This window comes from Pseudomonas farsensis (assembly GCF_014268805.2).
Taxonomy (GTDB): Bacteria; Pseudomonadota; Gammaproteobacteria; order Pseudomonadales; family Pseudomonadaceae; genus Aquipseudomonas; species Aquipseudomonas farsensis.
The window spans coordinates 615,097-638,572 of sequence record NZ_JABWRF020000003.1 but is presented as its reverse complement, the minus strand read 5'-3'; the positions used below and the strand labels follow the sequence as shown (position 1 = coordinate 638,572).

The 23,476-nt window shown below is 63.0% G+C and carries 18 protein-coding genes and 1 pseudogene; 12 read left to right on the top strand and 7 right to left on the bottom strand.

The window, feature by feature from the left end; genetic code table 11:
* Nucleotides 1-189, top strand: coding sequence for a helix-turn-helix domain-containing transcriptional regulator (locus tag HU719_RS19145; protein ID WP_186535896.1), 189 nt, complete (start codon nucleotides 1-3; stop codon nucleotides 187-189).
* Between the two features lie 61 nt (nucleotides 190-250).
* Nucleotides 251-520, top strand: coding sequence for a hypothetical protein (locus HU719_RS19140; protein WP_186535898.1), 270 nt, complete (start codon nucleotides 251-253; stop codon nucleotides 518-520).
* Between the two features lie 111 nt (nucleotides 521-631).
* Here HU719_RS19140 and HU719_RS19135 read toward each other — a convergent pair whose 3' ends face one another.
* A complete protein-coding gene (locus HU719_RS19135; RefSeq protein ID WP_186520107.1) occupies nucleotides 632-1,993 on the bottom strand; it encodes a DEAD/DEAH box helicase in 1,362 nt (453 codons plus the stop codon).
* Between the two features lie 105 nt (nucleotides 1,994-2,098).
* Here HU719_RS19135 and HU719_RS19130 point away from each other — a divergent pair, with 105 nt between their 5' ends.
* Nucleotides 2,099-3,373, top strand: a complete 1,275-nt coding sequence (locus HU719_RS19130; RefSeq protein ID WP_186520108.1) for a mechanosensitive ion channel family protein — start codon at nucleotides 2,099-2,101, stop codon at nucleotides 3,371-3,373.
* Between the two features lie 198 nt (nucleotides 3,374-3,571).
* Here the strand turns inward: HU719_RS19130 and HU719_RS19125 are convergent, their stop codons facing one another.
* The 3 genes from HU719_RS19125 to HU719_RS19115 form a co-directional block, all read right to left on the bottom strand.
* Nucleotides 3,572-4,444, bottom strand: a complete 873-nt coding sequence (locus tag HU719_RS19125; RefSeq protein WP_186520109.1) for a carboxylate/amino acid/amine transporter — start codon at nucleotides 4,442-4,444, stop codon at nucleotides 3,572-3,574.
* A 342-nt stretch (nucleotides 4,445-4,786) separates the two neighbouring features.
* The gene (locus HU719_RS19120) at nucleotides 4,787-5,386 is read right to left on the bottom strand and encodes an FMN-dependent NADH-azoreductase (RefSeq protein ID WP_186520110.1); all 600 of its coding nucleotides are present in this window, start codon (nucleotides 5,384-5,386) and stop codon (nucleotides 4,787-4,789) included.
* A 109-nt stretch (nucleotides 5,387-5,495) separates the two neighbouring features.
* Nucleotides 5,496-5,810 carry a 3-phosphoglycerate kinase gene (locus HU719_RS19115; protein ID WP_186520111.1) on the bottom strand — a complete coding sequence of 105 codons (315 nt, stop codon included), beginning with the start codon at nucleotides 5,808-5,810 and terminating at the stop codon, nucleotides 5,496-5,498.
* A 49-nt stretch (nucleotides 5,811-5,859) separates the two neighbouring features.
* On the opposite strand from HU719_RS19115, the gene HU719_RS19110 reads away from it, so the two are divergent.
* The 6 genes and pseudogenes from HU719_RS19110 to HU719_RS23955 all read left to right on the top strand — a co-directional run bounded on the left by HU719_RS19110 (nucleotide 5,860) and on the right by HU719_RS23955 (nucleotide 11,772).
* The gene (locus HU719_RS19110) at nucleotides 5,860-6,783 is read left to right on the top strand and encodes a LysR family transcriptional regulator (protein WP_186520112.1); all 924 of its coding nucleotides are present in this window, start codon (nucleotides 5,860-5,862) and stop codon (nucleotides 6,781-6,783) included.
* Nucleotides 6,784-6,796: 13 nt separating this feature from the next.
* Complete coding sequence (locus tag HU719_RS19105) at nucleotides 6,797-7,609, top strand: alpha/beta fold hydrolase (protein WP_186535900.1); 813 nt, start codon at nucleotides 6,797-6,799, stop codon at nucleotides 7,607-7,609.
* Nucleotides 7,603-8,160 carry a peptidylprolyl isomerase gene (locus HU719_RS19100; protein ID WP_186520114.1) on the top strand — a complete coding sequence of 186 codons (558 nt, stop codon included), beginning with the start codon at nucleotides 7,603-7,605 and terminating at the stop codon, nucleotides 8,158-8,160. Before HU719_RS19105 ends, HU719_RS19100 begins: the two co-directional genes overlap by 7 nt.
* Before the next feature lie 63 nt (nucleotides 8,161-8,223).
* The gene (locus tag HU719_RS19095; RefSeq protein ID WP_186535902.1) at nucleotides 8,224-10,056 is read left to right on the top strand and encodes an ABC transporter ATP-binding protein; all 1,833 of its coding nucleotides are present in this window, start codon (nucleotides 8,224-8,226) and stop codon (nucleotides 10,054-10,056) included.
* A gap of 90 nt (nucleotides 10,057-10,146) precedes the next feature.
* A pseudogene (locus HU719_RS23960) lies at nucleotides 10,147-10,917 on the top strand (MCP four helix bundle domain-containing protein); the annotation flags it as partial.
* Entirely contained in the window at nucleotides 10,909-11,772 is an 864-nt protein-coding gene (locus HU719_RS23955) for a methyl-accepting chemotaxis protein (protein ID WP_437179689.1), read from the top strand. The pseudogene HU719_RS23960 and the gene HU719_RS23955, both read left to right, overlap by 9 nt.
* Before the next feature lie 156 nt (nucleotides 11,773-11,928).
* Here the strand turns inward: HU719_RS23955 and HU719_RS19085 are convergent, their stop codons facing one another.
* Nucleotides 11,929-13,056 (bottom strand): GNAT family N-acetyltransferase, encoded by a 1,128-nt coding sequence (locus HU719_RS19085; RefSeq protein ID WP_186535905.1) that lies wholly within the window; start codon nucleotides 13,054-13,056, stop codon nucleotides 11,929-11,931.
* Nucleotides 13,057-13,296: 240 nt separating this feature from the next.
* On the opposite strand from HU719_RS19085, the gene HU719_RS19080 reads away from it, so the two are divergent.
* Complete coding sequence (locus HU719_RS19080) at nucleotides 13,297-14,541, top strand: putative porin (protein WP_186520118.1); 1,245 nt, start codon at nucleotides 13,297-13,299, stop codon at nucleotides 14,539-14,541.
* 359 nt (nucleotides 14,542-14,900) lie between these two features.
* On the opposite strand, the gene HU719_RS19075 is transcribed toward HU719_RS19080, so the two are convergent.
* Both HU719_RS19075 and hrpA read right to left on the bottom strand, forming a co-directional pair.
* A complete protein-coding gene (locus tag HU719_RS19075; protein WP_186536967.1) occupies nucleotides 14,901-16,022 on the bottom strand; it encodes a beta-ketoacyl-ACP synthase III in 1,122 nt (373 codons plus the stop codon).
* 188 nt (nucleotides 16,023-16,210) lie between these two features.
* On the bottom strand, nucleotides 16,211-20,116 hold the full coding sequence (gene hrpA, locus HU719_RS19070) for an ATP-dependent RNA helicase HrpA (protein WP_186536968.1): 3,906 nt from the start codon (nucleotides 20,114-20,116) through the stop codon (nucleotides 16,211-16,213).
* Between the two features lie 554 nt (nucleotides 20,117-20,670).
* Here hrpA and HU719_RS19065 point away from each other — a divergent pair.
* Both HU719_RS19065 and HU719_RS19060 read left to right on the top strand, forming a co-directional pair.
* The gene (locus HU719_RS19065) at nucleotides 20,671-22,035 is read left to right on the top strand and encodes a glutamine synthetase family protein (protein ID WP_186536969.1); all 1,365 of its coding nucleotides are present in this window, start codon (nucleotides 20,671-20,673) and stop codon (nucleotides 22,033-22,035) included.
* A gap of 28 nt (nucleotides 22,036-22,063) precedes the next feature.
* Entirely contained in the window at nucleotides 22,064-23,371 is a 1,308-nt protein-coding gene (locus HU719_RS19060; RefSeq protein ID WP_186536970.1) for an NAD(P)/FAD-dependent oxidoreductase, read from the top strand.
* The last annotated feature ends 105 nt before the right edge of the window (nucleotides 23,372-23,476 follow it).

The following is a 23,476-nucleotide window of genomic DNA, read 5'->3' as shown; positions in this document are numbered from 1 at the left end:
ATGACTGAAACATTTTTTGAGTTCGATGCTGCTGACTACCTGACTAACATGGAGGCCAGCGCGCAGTTCCTGATCGATGCTCTGGAAACCGGCGATGCGGCGTATGTCCTCAAGGCTGAAAAAGCAGTGGCGAGGGCTCAGTGTCTGAATAAATGTCCTACCGGCCGCCAACTGTCCCCCATCACCTGAACTGAACTTCTACCCCAGCAACTACCTCCACCGGGCATAACCCACGCCGGAGGTAAAAAGGATGAAACCATTACCGCGTATCGCCTGTGCAACCGCCCTGTGTTGCGCCCTGCCCGCCTGGGCCTGTACCCCGGAAGAAGCCACGCAAAAGCGTGAAGAACTGGCCGGTTTGGTCAGTCAGCTGACAGAGCAGAACGCGCAGAAGGCCAAGGAAATCAACGAAGAGCTGCAGGGTATGGACTTGGGAACGGCAAGCAAGGACCTGCCCGACAAATGCCAGTTGATCGACAAACGGATCAGCGAATTGAAAGAGGCCGAGAAGAAAACCTGATGCCATCAGGCTTTACGGGCACTGAGTCCGTGCCGAGCCTTACGTAATAGAAGGCCCAAGATCATTACTGAAACGCCCGCTACCGTTGCGGTAGCGGGCTTTTAGCGAGGCTTACTCAGCCGCTGGCTTGCGCTTTTTCAGCGGGGCCAGGCCGTCAGAGCTCGCCAGCGGCGCGTTTGGCCGTGGCTTGGCAGTTGGCTTGCGCTTGGCGGCGGTTTTCTTGTCGCCGGTCTTCTTGTCGACCTTCTTCTTCTTGGCGCCCACCGCCTTGCCCGAAGCCTTGACCTTTTTCGGCCCGCTGTAGGTGCCTTTGACTTCCTTGATGACGCGGCGCTCGAACTGCTGCTTGAGGTAGCGCTCGATGCTGGACATCAGGTTCCAGTCATTGTGGGTGATCAGCGAGATGGCCAAGCCCTCACCACCGGCACGGCCAGTACGGCCAATGCGGTGCACGTACTCGTCACCGCTGCGCGGCATGTCGAAGTTGATCACCAGGTCCAGGCCGTCGATATCCAGGCCGCGGGCGGCGACATCGGTTGCCACCAGCACCTTGGAGCCACCTTCCTTGAAGCGGTCGATGGCCAGCTTGCGGTCTTTCTGGTCCTTGTCGCCGTGCAGCACGAAAGCCTTGATGTCCTTGGCGACCAGGTGGCCGTAGATGCGGTCGGCCATGATGCGGTAGTTGGTGAAGATGATGGCCTTTTTAAACGTTTCGTTGGCCAACAGCCACTGGATGATCTGTTCCTTGTGCTGGTCGTGGTCAGCGGTGATGACCTGCTGACGGGTGCCTTCGGCCAACTGCGAGACGCTGTTGAGCATCAGGTGCTCAGGCTCTTTCAGCACCTTGCCGATGATGTCACGCAGCGCGGCGCCACCGGTGGTGGCCGAGAACAGCAGGGTTTGCTCGCGGTTCTCGCACTCCTTGCACAGGCGCTCCATGTCTTCGGCGAAGCCCATGTCGAGCATGCGGTCGGCTTCATCGAGCACCAGCACCTGCACGTGGGACAGGTCGAGGTTGCCGGCATTCAGTTGTTCAAGCAGGCGGCCCGGGGTGCCGATCAGCACGTCAGGCACCTTGCGCAGCATGGCGGCCTGTTCCTTGAAGTCTTCACCACCGGTGACCAGGCCAGACTTGACGTAGGTGAACTGCGAGAACAACTGCACCTGCTTGAGGGTTTGTTGCGCCAGCTCACGGGTCGGCAGCAGGATCAACGCACGGATTTCAACCCGTGGCCCGCTCAGGCCAACCAGGCGGTTGAGCATCGGCAGCACGAAAGCGGCGGTCTTGCCGCTGCCGGTTTGCGCCGTCACCCGCAGGTCACGCCCTTGCAGAGCCAGGGGAATGGCCGCTGCCTGCACCGGAGTCGGCTCGACAAATTTCAGCTCTTCCACGGCTTTGAGCAGGCGTTCGTGCAGGGCGAATTGGGAAAACACGGGAGTAACCTCGGGCAAGTGCAAAAATTCAAGTTGCATAGGGTAACGTTTTCCGCCGCCAGAACCGAATTTCTTTTGGCAACTTTGCGCCGATCCGCGCTCTAATGCCGCTTCGAACCGCCACACAGACCGCTTTAGATACCTATGGACCTGCAACGATTCTGGCGCGACGCCTTCGACCTCTGGGGCACCCTCGACCAACACCCAATGCTGCACGCTACGCTCGGCACCCTGGTGCTGCTGTGCGTTGCCCTGCTGATCGGCAGGCTGACGCGCTTTCTGGTGCTGCACGCCACCCGCCTGCTCGGCCGCCAGCCGGCGCTGCGCTGGCTGGACGACCTGCGCCACAACAAGGTGTTCCACCGCCTGGCGCAAACCACCCCCTCGCTAGTGGTGCAGTCGGGGCTGAAACTGGTGCCGGAGCTGTCGAACACAGCCCAGCATTTTCTCGGCAACGTCGCCCTGGCAGTCACGCTGCTGTTCATGACCCGCGCCTTGTCGTGCCTGCTCGACGGCCTGCTCAGCATTTATGCGCGCACCGAACATGCCCGTACCCGCTCGATCAAGGGCTACATGCAGTTGGCCAAGATGATGCTGTGGATCTTCGCCGCCATCGTCATCGTCGCCACCTTGATAGACCGCTCGCCGCTGTTGCTGCTGTCGGGCCTGGGTGCCATGTCGGCGGTGCTGCTGTTGGTGTACAAGGACACGCTGCTGTCGTTCGTGGCCAGCGTGCAGCTGACCAGCAACGACATGCTGCACGTCGGCGACTGGATCGAAATGCCCCAGGCCGGCGCCGATGGTGATGTGGTGGATATCACCCTTCACACGGTCAAAGTGCAGAACTTTGACAAGACCATCGTCTCGATCCCCACCTGGCGCCTGATGAGCGAGTCATTTCGCAACTACCGCGGTATGCAGCAGTCAGGCGGGCGACGGATCAAGCGCAGCCTGTTCATCGATGCCGCCGATGTACGCTTCCTCACCCCGGAAGAGGACCAGCGCCTGAGCCAGGTGCGCCTGCTCAGCGACTACCTGGCCAGCAAACGCCAGGAGCTGCACCAGTGGAACGAGGCAAAAGGTGAAAACACCGGGCTTTCGGCCAACCGCCGGCGGCTGACCAACCTCGGCACCTTCCGCGCCTTTGCCCTGGCCTACCTGAAAAACCACCCGGATGTGAAACAGGGCATGACCTGCATGGTGCGCCAGATGCAGACCACCGCCGAAGGCGTGCCGCTGGAGATCTACTGCTTTGCCCGCACTACGGTATGGGCCGAGTACGAGGCGATCCAAGGGGATATCTTCGATTACCTGCTGGCGGTGCTGCCGGAGTTTGGGTTGAGCTTGTATCAGCAGCCAAGTGGCAACGATATGCGCGCGGGGTTGGCGGGCAAGGTTGAGCGCTCGGAAACGGCCTGAAACGCATCGCGGGGCAAGCCCGCTCCCACACAATGGACTGCCGCCAAGACGTTGGACACTCATCCAATTTCCTGAGGCAGTCCAAAACCCAATGAATTGTGCGAGATTACCCAACCCTTCTGGGCTGCGCTGTCGGGCAGAGAACTGGGCAGCGTGGGAGCGGGCTTGCCCCGCGATGAGGCCCTCACCGCCAACCCATCAACGTGACGCCTGCGCCACCCTACCCTGCCCGCCCAACCGGCTCATCCACACCGACAACAGAATAATCCCGCCACCCACCGCCAGCCGCCCCAGCGGCTCGTCCTGGTTCCAGATCAGCAGGTTCAGCAGCAGGCCCACCGGCACATGCAGGTTGTTCATCACCGCCAAGGTGGCGCCACTGACCAGGCATGCGCCTTTGTTCCACCAGTACAACCCCAGCGCTGTCGGGCACAGGCCGAGGAACAGCAGCACCAGCCACTGGGTGTCGGTGCTCGGCAGGCGCCCGGCGTTGCCGAACAGCAAGAAGGCGGGCAAAACCACCAACAAGGCGCCTACATAGAAGTAGCCAAAGCGCTTGTAGTGCGGCAGGTCGCTGGGGTGGCGGGCTACCAGGTGGCGATACATCACCTGCCCGGCGGCGTAGGTGAAGTTGGCCAGTTGCAACAGCAGGAAACCTGCGAAGAACTCACCGGTGACGCTGTCGAAGCGGATCACCGCCGCGCCTGATACTGCAACCAGCGCAGCCAGCAAGGCCCACGGGTTGAAACGGCGGTTGAGGGCATCTTCGATCAAGGTCACGTGCAGCGGCGTGAGGATGGTGAACAGCAGCACCTCAGGCACGGTCAGCACGCGGAAGCTCAGGTACAGGCAGACATAGGTGATGCCGTACTGCAGGGCACCGATCAGCAGCATCGAGCGCATGAAACGCGGCTCGACCTGGCGCCAGCGGGTAAGTGGCAGGAATATCAGGCCCGCCAGCACTACCCGCGCCAGCACTGCAAAGTAGCTGTCGACATGGCCGGCCAGGTATTCGCCGATCAGGTTGAAGGAGAACGCCTGGATCAGCGCGACGATAATCAGGTAGCCCATGGTTGCCTCTCGTGAATCAAGGCGGCGACCTTAGCCGCTGGGTTCGAGGAGTTCAACCATGGAGACTGTAAGGCCAGGCCGTAGGCGCGGGCTTGCCCTGATGCAAGCCAGTGCTGGCCCCATCGCAGGCTATCGCCAGCTCCCACAGAGACCGTGTCAACTGCGTAAATGATGATTGGCTCAATACTTGTGGGAGCTGGCGACAGCCTGCGATGAGGCCTGCGCTGGCTTGCACAAACCTTGAGACCTCCCACCAATGTCTCTGGGCAAAAAAAACCCGGCCATCAAGGCCGGGCAGGTACACCCAAGGAGCAAAAGGTGTCAGGAGGGATTCGCTATGCCTCAGGCAACCGCAGCCAGTCGAGCCTTGGCCTGGTTCAGGCCTTTCTCGTGGAACTCTCCGCTCATGTTCAGGCCTTCGGCGTGGATGAAGTCGACATCGTGGATACCGATAAAGGCCATGACTTGGCGCAGGTAGGGTTCCTGATGGTCACTGCTGGCACCGGCGTGGATGCCGCCGCGTGCGGTCAGCACGATGGCGCGCTTGCCGGTCAACAGGCCTTGCGGGCCGGTGGGGGTGTACTTGAAGGTGATGCCGGCACGCAACACGTGGTCGAGCCAAGCCTTGAGCGTGCTGGGGATGGTGAAGTTGTACATCGGCGCGGCCATCACCAGCACATCGGCAGCCAGCAACTCATCGGTAAGCTGGTTGGAACGGGCCAGCGCTTCAAGCTCGGCGGCGCTGCGCTGCTCTTCAGGCTTCATCCAGCCACCGAGCAAGTTGGCGTCCAGGTGCGGCACTGGGGACACGGCCAGGTCGCGCACGCTGATGCTGTCGGCCGGGTGGGCTGCCTGCCACTGTTCGATGAAGTCGCGGGTCAGCTGACGGGAAACGGAATCTTGCTGGCGGGCGCTGCTTTCGATAATCAGTACGCGGGACATGGATGCCTCCATCGGCGGTAAAGGGTTGCGATTCGATGGAGGTGAGATTAAATGTTGACCTATCGATAAAAAAGCGTAAAAAGTGGGTTCAATCTATCGACTAATCTGTTTAATCGGCGTTGCAGTCCAGGCTGATACGCAGCTTGATAATCTGCCGGTTGAACTTGGCGGTCACGTCTACGCTTTTGCCGGCCGGTACGTTTACCCGGCGCACCCTGGGCGCTTCCGGGCCGTTGCGGAACATCACCCGGCACGCTGCCGCCTGGCTACCGTAATTGTTCAAGGTAATGGCGCCGATGTCGTAGGCCGTGGCGTAGGTGGCGTAGTCCAGCTTCACGCCGCTCAGCTGTTTTTCCACATCGATCGGGTACGCCATGGCCATGGCGGGCATGCACAGCAACAAGGCCAGACAAATTTTCTTCATAGGGCGCTCTCCTTGAGGTGAGCGCAGCTTAGGACAACAGGAGCCCTCCATGAAAGCGCCGCGCGTAACCCTTGATCAATGGCGAACCCTGCAGGCAGTGGTCGACCATGGCGGGTTCGCCCAGGCCGCCGAGGTGCTGCACCGCTCGCAGTCGTCGGTGAGCTACACGGTGGCACGCATGCAGGAGCAACTGGGGGTGCCGCTGCTGCGCATCGACGGGCGCAAGGCGGTGCTGACCGAGGCCGGCAGCGTGCTGCTGCGCCGCTCGCGGCAACTGGTCAAGCAAGCCAGCCAGCTTGAAGACCTGGCCCACCACATGGAACAGGGCTGGGAGGCCGAAGTACGCCTGGTGGTCGATGCCGCCTACCCTAGCGCCCGCCTGGTGCGCGCGTTGAGCGCGTTCATGCCGCAAAGCCGCGGCTGCCGGGTGCGCCTGCGTGAAGAAGTGCTGTCCGGGGTCGAAGAAGTGCTCCACGAAGGCATTGCCGACCTTGCCATCAGCAGTTTCAACATTGGCGGCTATCTGGGCACCGAGCTCAGCCCGGTGGAATTCGTCGCCGTCGCCCACCCGGAGCACAGCCTGCACCGCAGCGGCCGTGAAATCACCTTCCAGGACCTCGAAAGCCAGCTTCAAGTGGTGATCCGCGACTCGGGCCGCGCGCAACCGCGCGATGTCGGCTGGCTTGGCGCCGAACAGCGCTGGACGGTCGGCAGCCTGGGCACCGCGGCCACCTTTGTCAGCAGCGGCCTGGGCTTTGCCTGGCTGCCCCGGCACATGATCGAGCGCGAGCTGCGCGAAGGCGTGCTCAAGCCGCTGCCGCTGGATCAGGGTGGCAGCCGTCACCCACTGTTCTACCTTTATTCGAGCAAGGAAAAGACGCTGGGCCCGGCCACGCAGATTCTCATCGAGCTGCTGCGCAACTTCGACACTGCCCCGCTGGACGTGCCCTTCGCAGCCCCCCCGCAAGCCTGATAGGACCGCGCCCATGGCCTGTTTCGAACACGACGGATGCCTGCTGCACTACCAACAACTCGGCCAGGGCGAACCCCTGGTGCTGCTGCACGGGCTGGGGTCGAGCAGCCAGGATTGGGAACTGCAGTTGGAGGCATTCAGCCGCGATTACCGGGTCATCCTCATGGATATCCGCGGCCACGGGCAGTCATCGAAACCGCACCATGGCTACCGCATCAAGACCTTCAGTGAGGACCTGCTGGCCCTGCTCGAACACCTGGGCACCGGCCCCGTGCATTTTGTCGGGCTGTCGATGGGCGGCATGGTCGGGTTCCAGTTCGCTGTCGACCACCCGGCCTGGTTGCGCAGCCTGTGCATCGTCAACAGCGCCCCTGAGGTCAAGCGGCGCAGCCGCAGCGACTGGGTGTGGTGGTTCAAACGCTGGAGCCTGGCGCGCCTGCTCAGTGTCGAGGCCGTCGGCAAGGGCCTGGCGGCGCGGCTGTTCCCCAAGCCCGAGCAAGCCGAGCTAAGGCGCACGATGGCCGAACGCTGGGCACGCAACGACAAACGCGCCTACCTGAAAAGCTTCGATGCCATCGTCGACTGGGGCGTGCAGGAACGCATCGGGCAGATCAACTGTCCGACGCTTGTGATCAGCGCCGACCGGGATTACACCCCGGTACAAATCAAGGAGCTTTACGTGGCCCTGATGCCCAACGCAAAGCTGGCGGTCATCGAGGATTCGCGGCACGCTACGCCCCTGGACCAACCCGAGGTCTTCAACCTCACCGTGCTGCAGTTTCTGGCAGCCGCTTCAACCTCTCAAGGATCTTTGCGCCCATGCTGAAAAAACTGCTGCTCACCGCCTGCTCGGTCGCCTTCGCCACCTCTGTGATGGCCTCCGACAAGACCCCGCACGTACTGCTGGATACCAGCTTCGGCCAGGTTGAAATCGAGTTGAACGCTGAAAAAGCGCCGGTCAGCACCAAGAATTTCCTGCAGTACGTGGATAGCGGCTTCTACAACAACACCATCTTCCACCGCGTGATCCCAGGCTTCATGGTCCAGGGCGGCGGCTTTACCGACCAGATGGTGCAGAAGAGCACCCAGGACCCAATCAGAAACGAGGCCAGCAACGGGCTGCAGAACACCCGCGGCACCCTGTCGATGGCGCGTACCTCCGACCCGAACTCGGCCACCAGCCAGTTCTTCATCAACGTGGCCGACAACGATTTCCTCAACCCCGGCCGCGACCGTGGCTATGCCGTGTTCGGCAAGGTCACCAAAGGCATGGAAGTGGTTGACCAGATCGTCAATTCGCCCACCACCGTGAAAAAAGGCATGCGCGATGTGCCGGCAGATCCGGTCTACATCAAGTCCGCCAAACGCATCGATTGACCGCAGGCTGCACAGGGATGTGAATCCGCCTGCGGGTCGGCTGCAACAGGAGTGTGTTTACCCATGCTGTACCGTCGTTTCGAGCAGTTGATCGACATCTTCCGCGAGGCGCCCAGCGAGGCGCCTCCCGGCAAAGTCTGGCCCTTCTACCTCTATTACCTGCGCCAGGTGTGGCCGAGTTTTCTCGCCCTGCTGGTGGTCGGGCTGTTCGCCTCGTTGATCGAGGTAGCGATGTTCAGCTACCTGAGCCGCATCATCGACCTGGCCCAAGGCACGCCGAATGCCAACTTTTTCAGCGAGCACAGCGGCGAGCTGATCTGGATGCTGGTGGTGGTGCTGTTGCTGCGCCCGCTGTTCTTTGCCCTGCACGACCTGCTGGTGCACCAGACCATCAGCCCCGGCATGACCAGCATGATCCGCTGGCAAAACCATAGCTACGTGCTCAAACAGAGCCTGAATTTCTTCCAGAGTGACTTCGCCGGGCGTATTGCCCAGCGCATCATGCAAACCGGCAACTCGCTGCGTGATTCGGCGGTGCAGGCAGTCGATGCCCTGTGGCATGTGCTGATCTACGCCATCAGCTCACTGGTGCTGTTCGCCGAGGCCGATTGGCGGCTGATGCTGCCGCTGTTGGTGTGGATTGTCTGCTACATCGCCTCGCTGTGTTACTTCGTGCCCAAGGTGAAGGAGCGCTCGGTGATTTCGTCCGATGCCCGTTCCAAGCTGATGGGGCGCATCGTCGATGGCTACACCAACATCGCCACGCTCAAGCTGTTCGCCCATACCGATTACGAACAGCAGTACGCCCGCGAAGCGATCCGTGAACAGACCGAAAAAACCCAGCACGCCTCGCGCGTGGTCACCAGCATGGATGTGGTCATCACCAGCCTCAACGGCCTGCTGGTGGTCACCACCACCGGCCTTGCGCTGTGGCTGTGGAGCCAATCGCTGATCAGCGTAGGCGCCATTGCCCTGGCCACCGGCCTGGTGATCCGCATCGTCAACATGTCGGGCTGGATCATGTGGGTGGTCAACGGTATTTTTGAGAACATCGGCATGGTCCAGGACGGCCTGCAGACCATCGCCCAGCCGGTCACCGTCAGCGACCAGCCAGACGCCCCGCCGCTCACCGTCAGCCGTGGCGCGGTGCGCTTCGAGCAAGTGGGCTTTCACTACGGCAAAGGCAGCCAGGTGATCGACGGGTTGGACCTGGATATCCGCCCCGGCGAGAAAATCGGCCTGATCGGCCCGTCGGGGGCCGGCAAATCGACCCTGGTCAACCTGCTGCTGCGCCTGTACGACGTGCAGGCCGGGCGCATTCTGATCGATGGGCAGGACATTGCCGGGGTCAACCAAGCCAGCCTGCGGGCACAGATCGGCATGATTACCCAGGACACCTCGCTGCTGCACCGCTCGATCCGGGACAACCTGCTGTACGGGCGCCCTGACGCCACCGAGGCGCAGGTGTGGGAAGCGGTACGCCGGGCACGGGCCGATGATTTTATCGGCGAACTGTCAGACGCCCAGGGCCGCAGCGGCTTCGATGCCCATGTCGGTGAGCGCGGGGTGAAGCTGTCCGGTGGCCAACGCCAGCGCATCGCCATTGCCCGGGTGCTGTTGAAGAACGCACCGATCCTGATCATGGACGAGGCCACCTCGGCGCTGGACTCCGAAGTCGAGGCGGCCATCCAGGAAAGCCTCGAAACCCTCATGCAGGGCAAGACCGTGATTGCCATCGCCCACCGCCTTTCGACCATCGCGCGCATGGACCGCCTGGTGGTGCTGGACAAGGGCCGCATCGTCGAAATCGGCAGCCACAGCGAACTGCTGGCACAAGGCGGGCTGTATGCGCGGTTGTGGCAGCACCAGACTGGCGGCTTCGTCGGCGTCGATTGACCGCTGCGCCCCTCAAGCAAAGCCCCACCAAGCCGATACAGGTTGTCGTACAACAACTATAAGGCTCCTGGTGGGGCCGGCGAGGTGGTCATGCTGTTACGCCAATGGAATATCGCGCCCCGGGCTACATCGGGTTTTGCCTGCATTGCATTGATGGTGGCCCTGCTGGGCATGTTTTCCCTGGCCAAGATGGACGAGATCCGCGACTCGGCCACGGCCATGGAAACCAACTGGGTGCCGAGCATTCGCACCGTCGACACCATCCGCGAGAACATGCTGCGGGTACGCACCATCTCGCTGCGCGTCGCGCTCGACCCGAACCCTGCCAACGTCGACACCTATGTCGGCCAATACGATGCGCGCAACAAGGTCCTGCTGCAGAACATCAAGGACTACGAGGCGTTCGTCGACACCCCTGAAGAAACCCGCATCTACCAACAGTTCCAGCGCGATTTTGCGGTGTACCAGAAAGGCATGGCCGACTCCTTTGCCCTGGCGCGTCGCGGCGACACCGCGGCCCTGCACAAACTGGTGCTGGTGGACATGAAGCCTGTGGTCGATGGCACCGGCGCGCAGTTGGCCGAGCTGGGCGAGTTGTATGGCAAAAGCATCGAGCGCGAGGGCAGCCAGGCCGCCGAGCGCTTCGAGCAGTCGCGCACCATCGTCATTGGCGTGATCGCGCTGGCCGCATTGTTCACCATCGTCCTGGCCTGGCTGCTGACCCGCAGCATTGTCCAGCCATTGCGCGAGGCGGTGTTGGCCGCAAGGCAAGTTGCCGAAGGTGACTTGAGCAACCCGATCGTTGCCAGCGGCAACGATGAAGTCAGCCAATTGCAGCATTCGTTGGCGCAGATGCGTGAGCGCTTGCGCACCACCTTGGGCGAAATTTCGGGGTCTTCCACGCAACTGGCGGCGGCCTCCGAAGAGCTGCATGCAGTGACCGAAGAATCCGGGCGTGGCATCACCCGCCAGCACGATGAAATCGAGCAGGCCGCCACCGCCGTCAACCAGATGAGCGCAGCGGTCGAGGAAGTGGCGCGCAATGCGGTGTCCACCTCCGAGGCCTCGCGGGTTTCGACCCAGTCGGCGCAACAGGGCCAGGCGCGGGTATCGCAGACCATCGAGGCGATCAGCGACCTGACCGAAGAAGTGACGGCGTCGGCTGCGCTGGTGGCAACCCTCGCCGAGCAGTCGCAGGAAGTCGGCAAGGTACTGGATGTGATCCGCGCCATTGCCGAGCAGACCAACCTGCTGGCGCTCAACGCAGCCATCGAGGCCGCCCGCGCAGGCGAGTCGGGGCGCGGGTTTGCCGTGGTCGCCGATGAAGTGCGGGCGCTGGCGCATCGTACGCAGAATTCCACCCAGGAAATCGAGCAGATGGTGAGTTTGATGCGCAATGGCTCAAGCCAGGCGCTGACGGCCATGCAAAGCAGCAGCGCGCGTGCGCGCGATACCCAAGAGTTGGCGCAGAGCGCTGGGCATGCGTTACAGGAGATCACCTCGGGCATTGGCGAGATGTACGAGCGCAACCTGGTGATCGCCAGTGCCGCCGAGGAACAGGCGCAGGTGGCGCGCGAGGTGGACCGCAACCTGACCAATATCAGGGATTTGTCGGTGCAAAGCGCGACCGGCGCGCAGCAGACCAATGCGTCGAGCCAGGAGCTGTCGCGCCTGGCCAATGGGCTCAATGGGTTGGTGAAGCGCTTTACCCTGTAATGCCCTCATCGCAGGCTGTCGCCAGCTCCCACAAAGACCGCGCACAGCCACAACATTGAGGGCTGGCCCAGATCCTGTGGGAGCTGGCGACAGCCTGCGATGAGGCCACCACAAGCTTGCACAAAACCATAGAAGCTCCCACGCGGCCCCCAACCCTCAATCCTTGCGATAGGGCAACGCCGCGCTGGCCTCTTCGGCATACGCCAACACCCCCACCCGCTCCTGCTGCAAAAACTCATCCACCGCCCGGCGCAACCCCGGGTGCAGCAGGTAGTGCCACGACCGCGTAATCACCGGCTCAAAGCCGCGAATCAGCTTGTGCTCACCCTGTGCCCCGGCATCGAAACGCTGCAAGCCTTCGGCGATGGCGAAGTCCATGCCCTGGTAGAAGCAGGTCTCGAAGTGCAGCCGGTCGAACTCGTCCAGGCAGCCCCAGTAACGGCCATACAGGCTGTCGCCGCCCATCAAGCTCAAGGCCATGGCCACCTCGCGCCCGTGCTGGCTGGCAATCACCACCCGCAGCGCCTCGGGCATACGCTCGGCGATCAGGCTGAAGAACTCGCGGGTCAGGTACGGCGCGCGGCGGCGTACCGCGTAGGTGTTGGTGTAGCAGCGGTAGACGAAGTCCCATTGCGCCTGGCTCAGTTCGTCGCCGCGATACCAGGCGAAGGCGATGCCCTGCCCCGCCACCTGCTCGCGCTCCTTGCGCATCTGCTTGCGCTTGCGTGAGCTCAAGGTGTCGAGAAAGTCCTGAAAATCCCGGTAGCCGCGGTTGCGCCAGTGAAACTGGCAGCCCAGCCGCTCCATCCAGCCGGGCTGCCCGGCCAGGGCGGTGTCCAGCGCCGGGTCGGTAAAGTTGATGTGCGCCCCCGACAGCCCGCCCTTGGCCAGGTACTCGGGCAGAGCCTGCAACAGCAACACGCCATCGGCCGGTTGCCGGCACAGCAGGCGCGGCCCGCTCACCGGGCTGAACGGCACCGCGCCGAGCAGCTTGGGGTAGTAAGCGATACCCGCCCGCTCACAGGCGTCGGCCCAGCCGTGATCGAACACGTACTCCCCGAACGAATGCCATTTGCGATAGGCCGGCAGCAGCGCGCGCACCACACCGTCAGCTTCAAGCACCAGGTGCTCGGCAGCCCAGCCGGTATTGGGGGTGACGCTTGCGCTGTCCTCCATGGCGCTGAGAAAGGCATGGCGCAGAAACGGCTGGCCGTCGGGCACCAGTGCATCCCAGGTGGTCGCCGGCAGGTCACGCAGGTGGGCAAGGCTGTGAAGGCTGATCACGGTTCCGACTCACTGAAAGAAGAGCGCCAGTATTGCCAAAGTGCCCCCGACACTCAAATGACGACGTGTTCGATTAACACCAGTGCCACTGTTTAGACATTATTCTGTAATCCCTCCCCGCAATACTTGCGCCTGTTTTCGAAAGCCACAGAACCTGTCTATTCAGGCCCTTTCCGAAGATATGCCAACTCGCAGGTGCGCGTTTTAGCCGCCCGCAACCTTTCCAACAGGGAGAACCTTATGCGTCTTGTTTCTACACTTACCGGAGTGAGCCTCACCGGCATGATGCTGGCTCTAAGTACTCCGGCCAGTGCCGCGGTCGACGCCAAACTGCTCGAAATGCTCCGCGCCAATGGTTCGATCAACCAGGCGCAGTACACCGAACTGCAAGGTGACCTGGCTGCAGAAACCAAGGAAAAGGTAGCGCAAAAAGCTCAGGCCGACCGCATGAGCTCCTTCGAACAGAAAGTGGCATGGGCCGCCAAGACCCAGATCAAGGGTGATGTGCGCCTGCGTTACGAAGACGTCAACGTTGACGACCCGATTGCCCGCAGCAACAACCAGGACCGCCAGCGTGTGCGTGCCCGCGTTGGCTTCTACAGCGAGGTCAACCCGCAGGTCGATGCAGGTATTCGTATTGCCACCGGCAGCGGCGCCGACCGTCGCTCGACCAACCAGAGCCTGGACAACTACTTCGACAAAAAGGCGCTGTGGGTCGACATGGCCTACCTCGACTGGCACCCGACTGCGGTGCCGAACCTGCACATCATCGGCGGCAAGATCGCGCAGCCCTGGGTGAGCATGGGCGACATCATCTGGGACAGCGACATCAACCCCGAGGGCGTGGCGGTTACCTACAAGACCAACCTAGGCCCGGCCGAAGTATTCGCCAGCGCCGGCCAGTACACCCTGCAGGACAACGTCGACGGCGACGGCGTGCAGTACAAGCATGACGCACAGCTGTACCACGGCCAGTTGGGTGCCAAGTTCAACGCTGCCGATACCGTCAAGGTCACCGTGGGCGGCAGCCTGTATGGCTACGACAACGACAAGGAATCGACCCTGCTGCGCTCGCTGGGCAACACCACCAACGAGTTCAACCTGGTTGAAGGCTTCGGCCAGGTCGACTTCACCGGCTTCGCCATCCCGCTGTCGGCCTATGGCCAGATGGTCAAGAACACCGAAAGCACCGACGGCAAGGACAAGGCCTGGCTGGCCGGTTTGAAGACCAAGCTCGGCGCCTGGAGCCTGGACTACAACTACCGTGACGTGCAGCGCAACGCAGTAGTGAGCCTGTTTACCGACTCGGACTTCGGCAACGGCTTCACCGGTTCGCGCGGGCACAAGTTCAAGGTGGGTTACGAGATCGACAAGAACTTCTCGTTGGGCGCGGCCTACCTGATGGCCAAGACCGACTATTCCAACCTGCCTAACAGCGATGCCAGCGTCGACACCATGCAGCTGGACCTGGAAGCGAAGTTCTAAGCGGCAACACCCTCTGCTTTACGCTCAGGCGGAAAATGCTGACCCCATCCAGCGTTTTCCGCCTTTTTTTGCCTGAAGCAGCGTGGGGGATCACCCAGCCGTTCCGGGCTGCGCTGCCGCGCAGAGAACTGGGCAGCGTGGGAGATTCTATGGTTTCGGGCAAGTCGCTTTTGATTGTGTAGGAGCGGCCTTGTGTCGCGAAAGGGCTGCGAAGCAGCCCCAGGATCTGTTCACCCACCAAAATCGCTGGGGCTGCTCCGCAGCCCTTTCGCGACACAAGGCCGCTCCTACACTGACCGCGTAGACGGCATCGATATGGGATGGGCAAGCCCGCTCCCACCGGTTTTTCCAAGCCTGAATCAGTGCTTGCGCAGAATCACGCTGCCGATCGAATACCCCGCACCAAACGAGCTGAGTACCGCAACCGAACCTTCGGCCAGGTCATCCTGGTGCAGGTGGAACGCAATCACCGAGCCTGCAGAACTGGTGTTGGCGTACCGGTTGAGAATCACCGGTGCCTCTTCTTCGCTCACATCACGCCCCAGCAGTTTCTTGACGATCAGGTGGTTCATGCTGAGGTTGGCCTGGTGCAGCCAGAAACGCTTCACATCCGACGGCTGCAAGCCGTTCTCGCCCAGGTGCTTGCCAATCAGCTCGGCAACCATCGGGCACACTTCACGGAACACCTTGCGGCCTTCCTGGACGAACAGTTTGTCCGGCGCGGTTGCGGCTTCTTCGGCGGCGCGGTTGAGGAAGCCGAAGTTGTTGCGGATGTTGTTGGAGAACACCGTCGCCAGCTTGGTGCTGACCACATCGAACTGATGCCTGGACGTTGCCAGGTCGGCGCGCTCGACCAGCACAGCGGTGGCCGCATCGCCAAAAATGAAATGGCTGTCTCGGTCACGGAAGTTCAGGTGGCCGGTGCAGATTTCCGGGCTGACCACCAGCACCGAGCGGGCCTGGCCCAGTTGCACGCTGTTGGCGGCAGCCTGGATACCGAAGGTGGCCGAGGAACAGGCTACGTTCATGTCAAAGGCAAAACCCTCGATGCCCAGGGCGTTCTGGATTTCGATGGCGATGGCCGGGTACGGGCGCTGCAAGTTGGAACAGGCCACGATCACCGCATCCACGTCGGCAGCCGTGCGACCTGCGCGCTCCAGGGCCTGGCGCGCGGCGGCAACGCCCATTTCGCAGAGCACCGAAGGCTCGTCGTTGGAGCGCTCCGGCAGGCGCGGCTTCATGCGCTGTGGGTCCAGAATGCCGGCCTTGTCCATGACGAAGCGGCTCTTGATGCCCGAGGCTTTTTCGATGAATGCAGCGTCCGACAGCGGCGCTGCCTCGACCTCGCCGCGCTCGATGGCAGCGGCATTGTCGCGGTTGAACTGCTGCGACCAGGTGTTGAAGGACTCCACCAGTTCTTCGTTGGAAATGCTCTGGGCCGGGGTATACAGGCCGGTGCCGCTGATCACGACGTTATGCACGGACGATCCTCTGGTCAGAGGCCATCGCCACACGGCGCTGGCCGGGATAATGGCACCTTGGTGCCAACTTGCTGACGAAGGCTGTGCCCTCGTACACGGTCCGCCCGCCCCAGCGTAGGAGCGGGCTTACCCGCGAACGGCCGCAGCGCGGCCGCAAATTCCAGCAAGTTTGCCACAACTCGTGGCGTTTAGGCTTCCACCAGGCTCCACTGCTTGCTCAGGCGTTTGTCCGACACCGGCACCTTGGTGCCCAACTGCTGGCCAAACAGCGACACGCGGTATTCCTCAAGCAACCAACGGTACAAGGTTAGTTGCTCGTCGCGCTTGCCCTCCTGGGCATGCTTTTCGGCACGGGCCTTGTACTGCGCCCAGCAGTTGCTCAGCTCGGCGCTCCACACCCGGTCTTTCTGCACCTGCGAGCCGAGTTTTTCCAGGCGCAGCTCCACCGCCTTCAGATAGCGCGGCAGCTCTTTGAGCCACACGCCAGGGGTTTCGCGCACAAAGCCTGGATACACCAGGTTGGCCAACTGCTGCTTGATGTCGTTGAGCGCCACCGCCTGGCTGAGGTCGATCTTGCCCTTGAAGCGCTTCTGCAAGCCATGCCACAGCTTGAGCACCTCAAGCGTCAGCCGCGCCAGGCGCTCGGCATGCTCGGCCCAGTTGCCGCGTTTGCGCTCGGCAAGCGACGCAAGGCCCGCGCCATCACGCGGCAGCGGCTCCTCGCCTTCGAGCACGCAGCTGTCCAGGCTGGCCAGCAGAATGTCTTCGACCAGCGCCTCGACGCGGCCCAGCTCGCGGTACAGCAGGCCAAGCTCGGTCAGCCCCGGCAGCTTGCCGCGCAAGAACTTCGCCGGCTCCGCCAACTGCTGCAGCAACAGGCGCTGCAAAGCACGGCGGTGCTGGAATTCGGCCTCGGCCTGGGTCGAGAAACGCCCCTCGCGCACGGCGCCGTTCTCTTCGACCAGGGCGGGGTAGACAGTCATCGACAGCCCGGCGATTTTCTGTTGCGTGGTTTGCGCCACCTCGGCAAAAGCCTTGGCCTGCACCGGGCGCTCGGTTTTCTCATCGCGCGGCAAGGCCAGCGCAGCCTGGCTTGCCGCTGCAAAGCGTGCGGTCAGCTCGGCCAGGTCACGGCCTTCACCCAGGAACTTGCCTTGGCCATCGACCACCTCGATGTTCATCCGCAAGTGCCCTTCCACCGCAGCGCCAGCCTCGGCCCAGGCCTCGTCGGGCACCCGTGCGCCGGTCATGCGCAGCAGCTCCTGCCCCAGTGCCTGGGGCAACGCGCCCTGGGCGAAGGTCATGCGCGACAGAGACGCCTTGACGAAGTCCGGCACCGGCACGAAGTTCTTGCGCAGGGCCTTGGGCAGGTTGCGCACCAAGGCTATGCACTTGGCCTCCAACAGCCCCGGCACCAGCCACTCCAGACGCTCGCCCGGCAGGTTCGGCAACAGCGGCGCCGGTACCCGCACGGTCACGCCGTCACGCGGGTGATTGGGCTCGAAGTGGTAGCTCAGCGACAGGCGCAGGTCGCCCACCTGTAAATGGTCGGGGTACTGCGCGGCGGTGACCTCACTGGCTTCGCGGGCCAGCACGTCCTCTTCGCGCATGATCAGCAGGTTGGCGTCCTGCTGGCTGGTCATGCGGTACCAGGCGTCGAAGGTCGCGGTCTGGTGGATTTCTGCCGGCAGCCGCGCCTCATAGAAGGCATAGAGCGTTTCTTCATCAGCCAGGATGTCGCGGCGCCGGGCCTTGGCTTCCAGCTCGTCGAGCTGTTCGAGCAGGCGTTTGTTGGCCGCCAGGCACTTGGCCCGCGACTGGATTTCACCGCCCACCAGCGCTTCGCGGATAAACAGCTCACGCGAGGTGACCGGGTCGATCGGGCCAAAGTGCACAGGCCTGCGGCCCACCAGAATCAGGCCGTAGAGGGTGATCTGCTCGTAGGCCACCACTTGCCCGCGCTTCTTCTCCCAGTGCGGCTCGAAGTGGTTCTTCTTGATCAGATGGCCGGCCAGCGGCTCGATCCAGTCCGGTTCGATTTTTGCCACCATGCGCGCGTACAGCTTGGTGGTCTCGACCAACTCGGCGGCCATGACCCACTGCGGGCGTTTGCGGCCGATGCCGGACGAGGGGTGAATCCAGAAACGCCGCTGCCGAGCGCCTTGGTAGTCGCCCTCCTCGGCCTTGTGGCCGATCTGGCTGAGCAAGCCACTGAGAATGGCCTTGTGCATGCGCAGGTAGTCAGCCGGCTCTTTATTGACCGTCAGTTGCAGCTCGCGACAAATCAGCGACAACTGGCGATGGGCATCACGCCATTCGCGCAGGCGCAGGTAATTGAGGAAATTCTTCCGGCACCAGTTACGCAGCGGGCTTGCGGTCAATGCCTGGCGCTGCTCCTCGAACGCACGCCACACGTTCACCAGCGCGGCGAAGTCCGAGTCGACATCCTTCCACTGCGCGTGGGCCTGGTCGGCGGCCTGCTGGCGCTCCGGCGGGCGCTCGCGGGGGTCTTGCACCGATAGCGCACTGGCGACGATCAGCACTTCCTGCAAGCTGCCCTGGCGGGCGCCTTCGAGCAGCATGCGGCCCATGCGCGGGTCGATCGGCAGGCGCGCCAGCTGGCGGCCCAGCGGCGTCAGCTGGTTCTCGCGGTTGACCGCCGAAAGCTCCTGCAACAGGTTGAAACCGTCGCTGATGGCCTTGCCATCTGGCGGCTCGATGAACGGGAAGGCGTCGATGGCGCCCAGGCGCAGGTGCAGCATCTGCAGGATCACCGCCGCCAGGTTGGTACGCAAGATCTCAGGGTCGGTGAACGCCGGGCGGCCGTTGAAATCTTCCTCGCTGTACAGGCGGATACAGATACCCGGCTCAACGCGGCCGCAGCGGCCTTTACGCTGGTTGGCGCTGGCCTGCGAGACCGCCTCGATGGGCAGGCGCTGCACCTTGGCGCGGTAGCTGTAGCGGCTGATACGCGCGGTGCCGCTGTCGATCACATAGCGGATGCCCGGCACGGTCAGCGAAGTTTCGGCAACGTTGGTGGCCAGCACCACGCGCCGGCCACTGTGCGACTGGAAAATCTTCTGTTGCTCGGCAGGCGTCAGGCGCGCATACAGCGGCAGGATTTCGGTATGGCGCAGCTGCGCCTTGCGCAGTATTTCCGCAGCATCGCGGATTTCGCGCTCGCCGGGCAGGAATACCAGCACATCGCCCGGGCCCTTGCCCTGGCTGCGCTCGAAGTGGGCGATTTCATCGAGGGTGGCGAGGATCGCCTGGTCGACACTGAGGTCGTCCTCGATCTGGTTGCCCTCTTCGTCCTGCTCGCTGGTCAGCGGGCGGTACCAGGTATCGACCGGGTAGGTGCGGCCCGACACTTCGATGATCGGCGCGCCATCGAAGTGCTTGGAGAAACGCTCAAGGTCGATGGTCGCCGAGGTGATGATCAGCTTCAGTTCGGGACGGCGGTGCAGCAGGGTTTTCAGGTAGCCAAGCAGAAAGTCGATGTTCAGGCTGCGCTCGTGGGCTTCGTCGACGATGATGGTGTCGTAGCGCTCGAGAAAACGGTCGTGCTGGGTTTCGGCCAGCAGAATACCGTCGGTCATCAGCTTGACCAGGGTGTTCGAATCGCTCTGGTCCTCGAAGCGCACCTGATAACCCACCAGTGCTCCCAGTGGGGTGCCCAGTTCTTCGGCAACACGCGCGGCCACGCTGCGCGCCGCGATGCGTCGCGGCTGGGTGTGGGCGATCAGGCCATGGCTGCCGCGGCCCAGCTCCAGGCAGATCTTGGGCAACTGGGTGGTCTTGCCCGAACCGGTTTCACCGGCGATTACCAGCACCTGATGCTCGGCCAGGGCCTTCTTGATCTCGTCACGCTTGGCTGCAATCGGCAGGCTGTCGTCGTAACGGATGCTCGGCACGCTCTGCTGGCGCGCAGTCACCTGGGCGAAGGAGGCCTGAACCTTCTCGGCCCACTGGGCAAGCTTGGCCTCATCTGGGCGCTTGCGCAGTTCGTGCAATTGCCGGCGCAGGCGATGGCGGTCGGCGATCATGGCGTGGTCGAGGTTGTTCAGCAACTGGTCGATGGCTTGGTCTGTCATGGGGCTTTTTAATGATGCAGGTGAGCCTGCTTGTGCATGATCGGCATTCGTGTGGGTGGCAATTGTCGCAGATTTGCCTGATAGATGCTGAGGGGCCTGTGCGGGCCCTATCGCAGGCTGTCGCCAGCTCCCACTGGAGTCCGGGTCAGGCACCGATATTGCGGTTGTACGCGGTCTTTGTGGGAGCTGGCGCCAGCCTGCGATGAGGCCCGGCAGCAGCCGAATTGTTTAGCCAGCGCTGATGTGAAGGTTGCCATTCACCGCTTTAATCAACCTTACAGCGCATGTGAGTATCAAGGCATGCTTCCAGCCCCGATCATCGCCCGCCCGCTGCCCAGCCCTTCGCAACCGAAGGCCAGGGCGCGTGCCGGCGAGAATCCTCTGGTGCATATCATCCTCGCCTTCTGGGCCTTGTGGCATTGCCGTCATGCGCGCCCACCGGACACCTCGCCCGCCCCTTGCTGACCCGTTCCGGCCCTTGCGCCGGCTCCTTCAGTGCGACCGCTGGCAATTGAACAGCGGCCCCGTGCGCCCTTAGGCGCGAGCGAACCCCCATGCATTTTGCTCCTGCAGAACAGGCCAGACGTTTTCTGGCCGACAACCCCGATATCGACCTGATCGAGCTGTTTATCCTTGATGCCAACGGCGTGCCACGCGGCAAGCTGCTGCACCGCGATGAACTGCTGGCGGTGTACGAGAGCGGCAGGCCGCTGCCCAGCACCATCCTCGGCCTGACCCTCAACGGCGACGACGTCGAGAACTCCGGCCTGGTGTGGGAGGTGGGCGATATTGATTGCCGCGCCTACCCCCTGCAAGACAGCTTGGTCCGCCTGCCCTGGCGCCGCGTACCGACGGCCGCGGTACAGGTCAGCATGCACCCGCGCGAAGGCCTGCCAGCCAGCGTCGCCGACCCGCGCCATGTGCTGCTGCGCACCCTGGAGGCGCTCAAGGCCGACGGCTATTACCCGGTCATGGCCTGCGAACTCGAGTTCTATCTGCTCGACCAGAAACGCGACGCCCAAGGCCGCCCGCAACCTGCGCTGGATAGCGACGGTGGCCGGCCACGTGCCACGCAGGTTTATGGGCTGCGCGAGCTGGAGCAGATCGAGCCGTTTCTTGCCGACTTGTACGCCGCCTGCAAAGCCCAAGGCATTCCGGCGCGTACGGCAATCTCCGAATATGCCCCAGGCCAGGTGGAAATCACCCTGGAGCACGGCGATGCACTGCTGGCCATGGACCAGGCCGTGCGTTACAAGCGCCTGGTCAAAGGCGTGGCCAATGCCCACGGCATGCAGGCCTGCTTCATGGCCAAGCCGTTCGACCAACTGGCCGGCACCGGCATGCACATGCACTTGAGCCTGGCCGATGCGCACGGCAACAACCTGTTCGCCAGTGACGACAAGGCCGGCACACCGCTGCTGCGCCAGGCGGTGGCCGGCATGCTGCGCCACTTGCGCGAGTCGTTGTTGCTGTTCTGCCCCAACGCCAACTCGTACCGGCGCTTCCAGGCCAACAGCTACGCCCCGCTGGCGCCCACCTGGGGCGTGGACAACCGCACCGTCAGCTTGCGCGTACCGGGCGGGCCGGCCGCCAGCCGGCACATCGAGCACCGCATCTGCGGCGCCGACGCCAACCCCTACCTGGCCGCCGCTGCGATTCTTGCCGCCACTCACCAGGGCATTCGCGAGCAACTCGACCCCGGCGCGCCGGTGCAGGGTAACGGCTATGCCCAGGCCACCGAGCATCTGCCCACCGACTGGCTGACCACCCTCGATGCCCTGCAAGGCTCGGCGTGGGCGCGCGAGGCATTGGGCGCAGAATTTCTAGGGGTGTATCTGAAGGTCAAGCGCGCCGAGTACCGCCAGTTCATGGCCGAAGTCAGCGAGCAGGACTGGCGCTGGTACCTGCACCAGGCCTGAGCCCCCCGAACGACCACAAGGATTACCCATGAACGCAGCAAGCAACACAGGCGCAGCCGAGCGCGCGCCGTCCTACTACAGCGCCAGCCTCAACGACCACACCGAGTACCCAAGGCTTGCGGGCACGGTGCAGGTGGATGTGGCGATCATAGGCGGCGGTTTCACCGGCGTGGCCACCGCGGTAGAGCTGGCCGAACGCGGGCTGAAGGTGGCCATCGTCGAAACCAACCGCATCGGCTGGGGTGCCAGCGGGCGCAACGGTGGCCAGGTGACGGGCAGTCTGTCGGGCGACGAGGCGATGCGTACGCAAATGCGTCAGCGCCTGGGCGACGAGGTCGACGATTTCATCTGGCAGCTTCGCTGGCGCGGGCACCAGATCATCGAGCAGCGCGTAGCGCGCTATGGCATCGACTGCGACCTCAAGCACGGCCACCTGCACGCGGCCATGAAACCTGCGCACATCAAGGAGTTGCGGGCCTTCGAGGCCGAAGCCCAGCGCCGCGGCATGGGCGAGCAGGTGCAACTGCTGGACCGCGCAGCGATGGCCGAACACCTGCAGAGCCCGCTGTACCTGGGTGCCCTGAAGAACCTGCGCAACCTGCACCTGCACCCGCTCAACCTGTGCCTGGGCGAGGCGCGCGCCGCCCACAGCCTGGGGGCGCTGATTTTCGAGCATTCCGAGGTGCTGGACATCGTGCACGGCCCGCGCCCGGCGGTGGTTACCGCCCATGGCCGGATTGAAGCCCGCCAGGTGATGCTGGCCGGTGACGTGTATCACAAGCTGGAAAACCGTCAGCTCAAGGGCAAGATCTTCCCGGCGATGGGCGGCATCGTCACCACGGCGCCGCTTGGCGCGCTGGCCGAGCAGATCAACCCGCAGGACCTGGCGGTCTACGACTGCCGCTTCGTGCTCGATTACTACCGGCTGACCGCTGACAAACGCCTGCTGTTTGGTGGTGGCGCAAACTATTCAGGACGCGATTCGCGGGATATCGAAGCCGAGCTGCGCCCGTGTATCGAGCGCACCTTCCCGGCGCTCAAGGGCGTGCCGATCGAGTTCCAGTGGAGCTGCGCCATGGGCATCGTGGTCAACCGCATTCCGCAACTGGGCAAGCTTTCGGACAACGTCTGGTACTGCCAGGGGTATTCGGGGCACGGCATCGCCACCAGCCACATCATGGGCGAGATCATGGCCGAGGCACTGACTGGGACGCTTGAGAAGTTCGATACGTTTGCCGGGTGCAAACACATCAAGGTACCGATGGGGGACTTGCTGGGCAACCCGCTGTTGGCGGCGGGGATGTGGTACTACGGCATGCTTGAGAAATTGCGCTAAGGCACAGAGGGGGCGCTTTGCGCCCCAATCGCAGGCTGGCGCCAGCTCCCACAGAATCTGGGCAAGGCCTCAATATTGCGACTTTGCGCGATCTCTGTGAGAGCT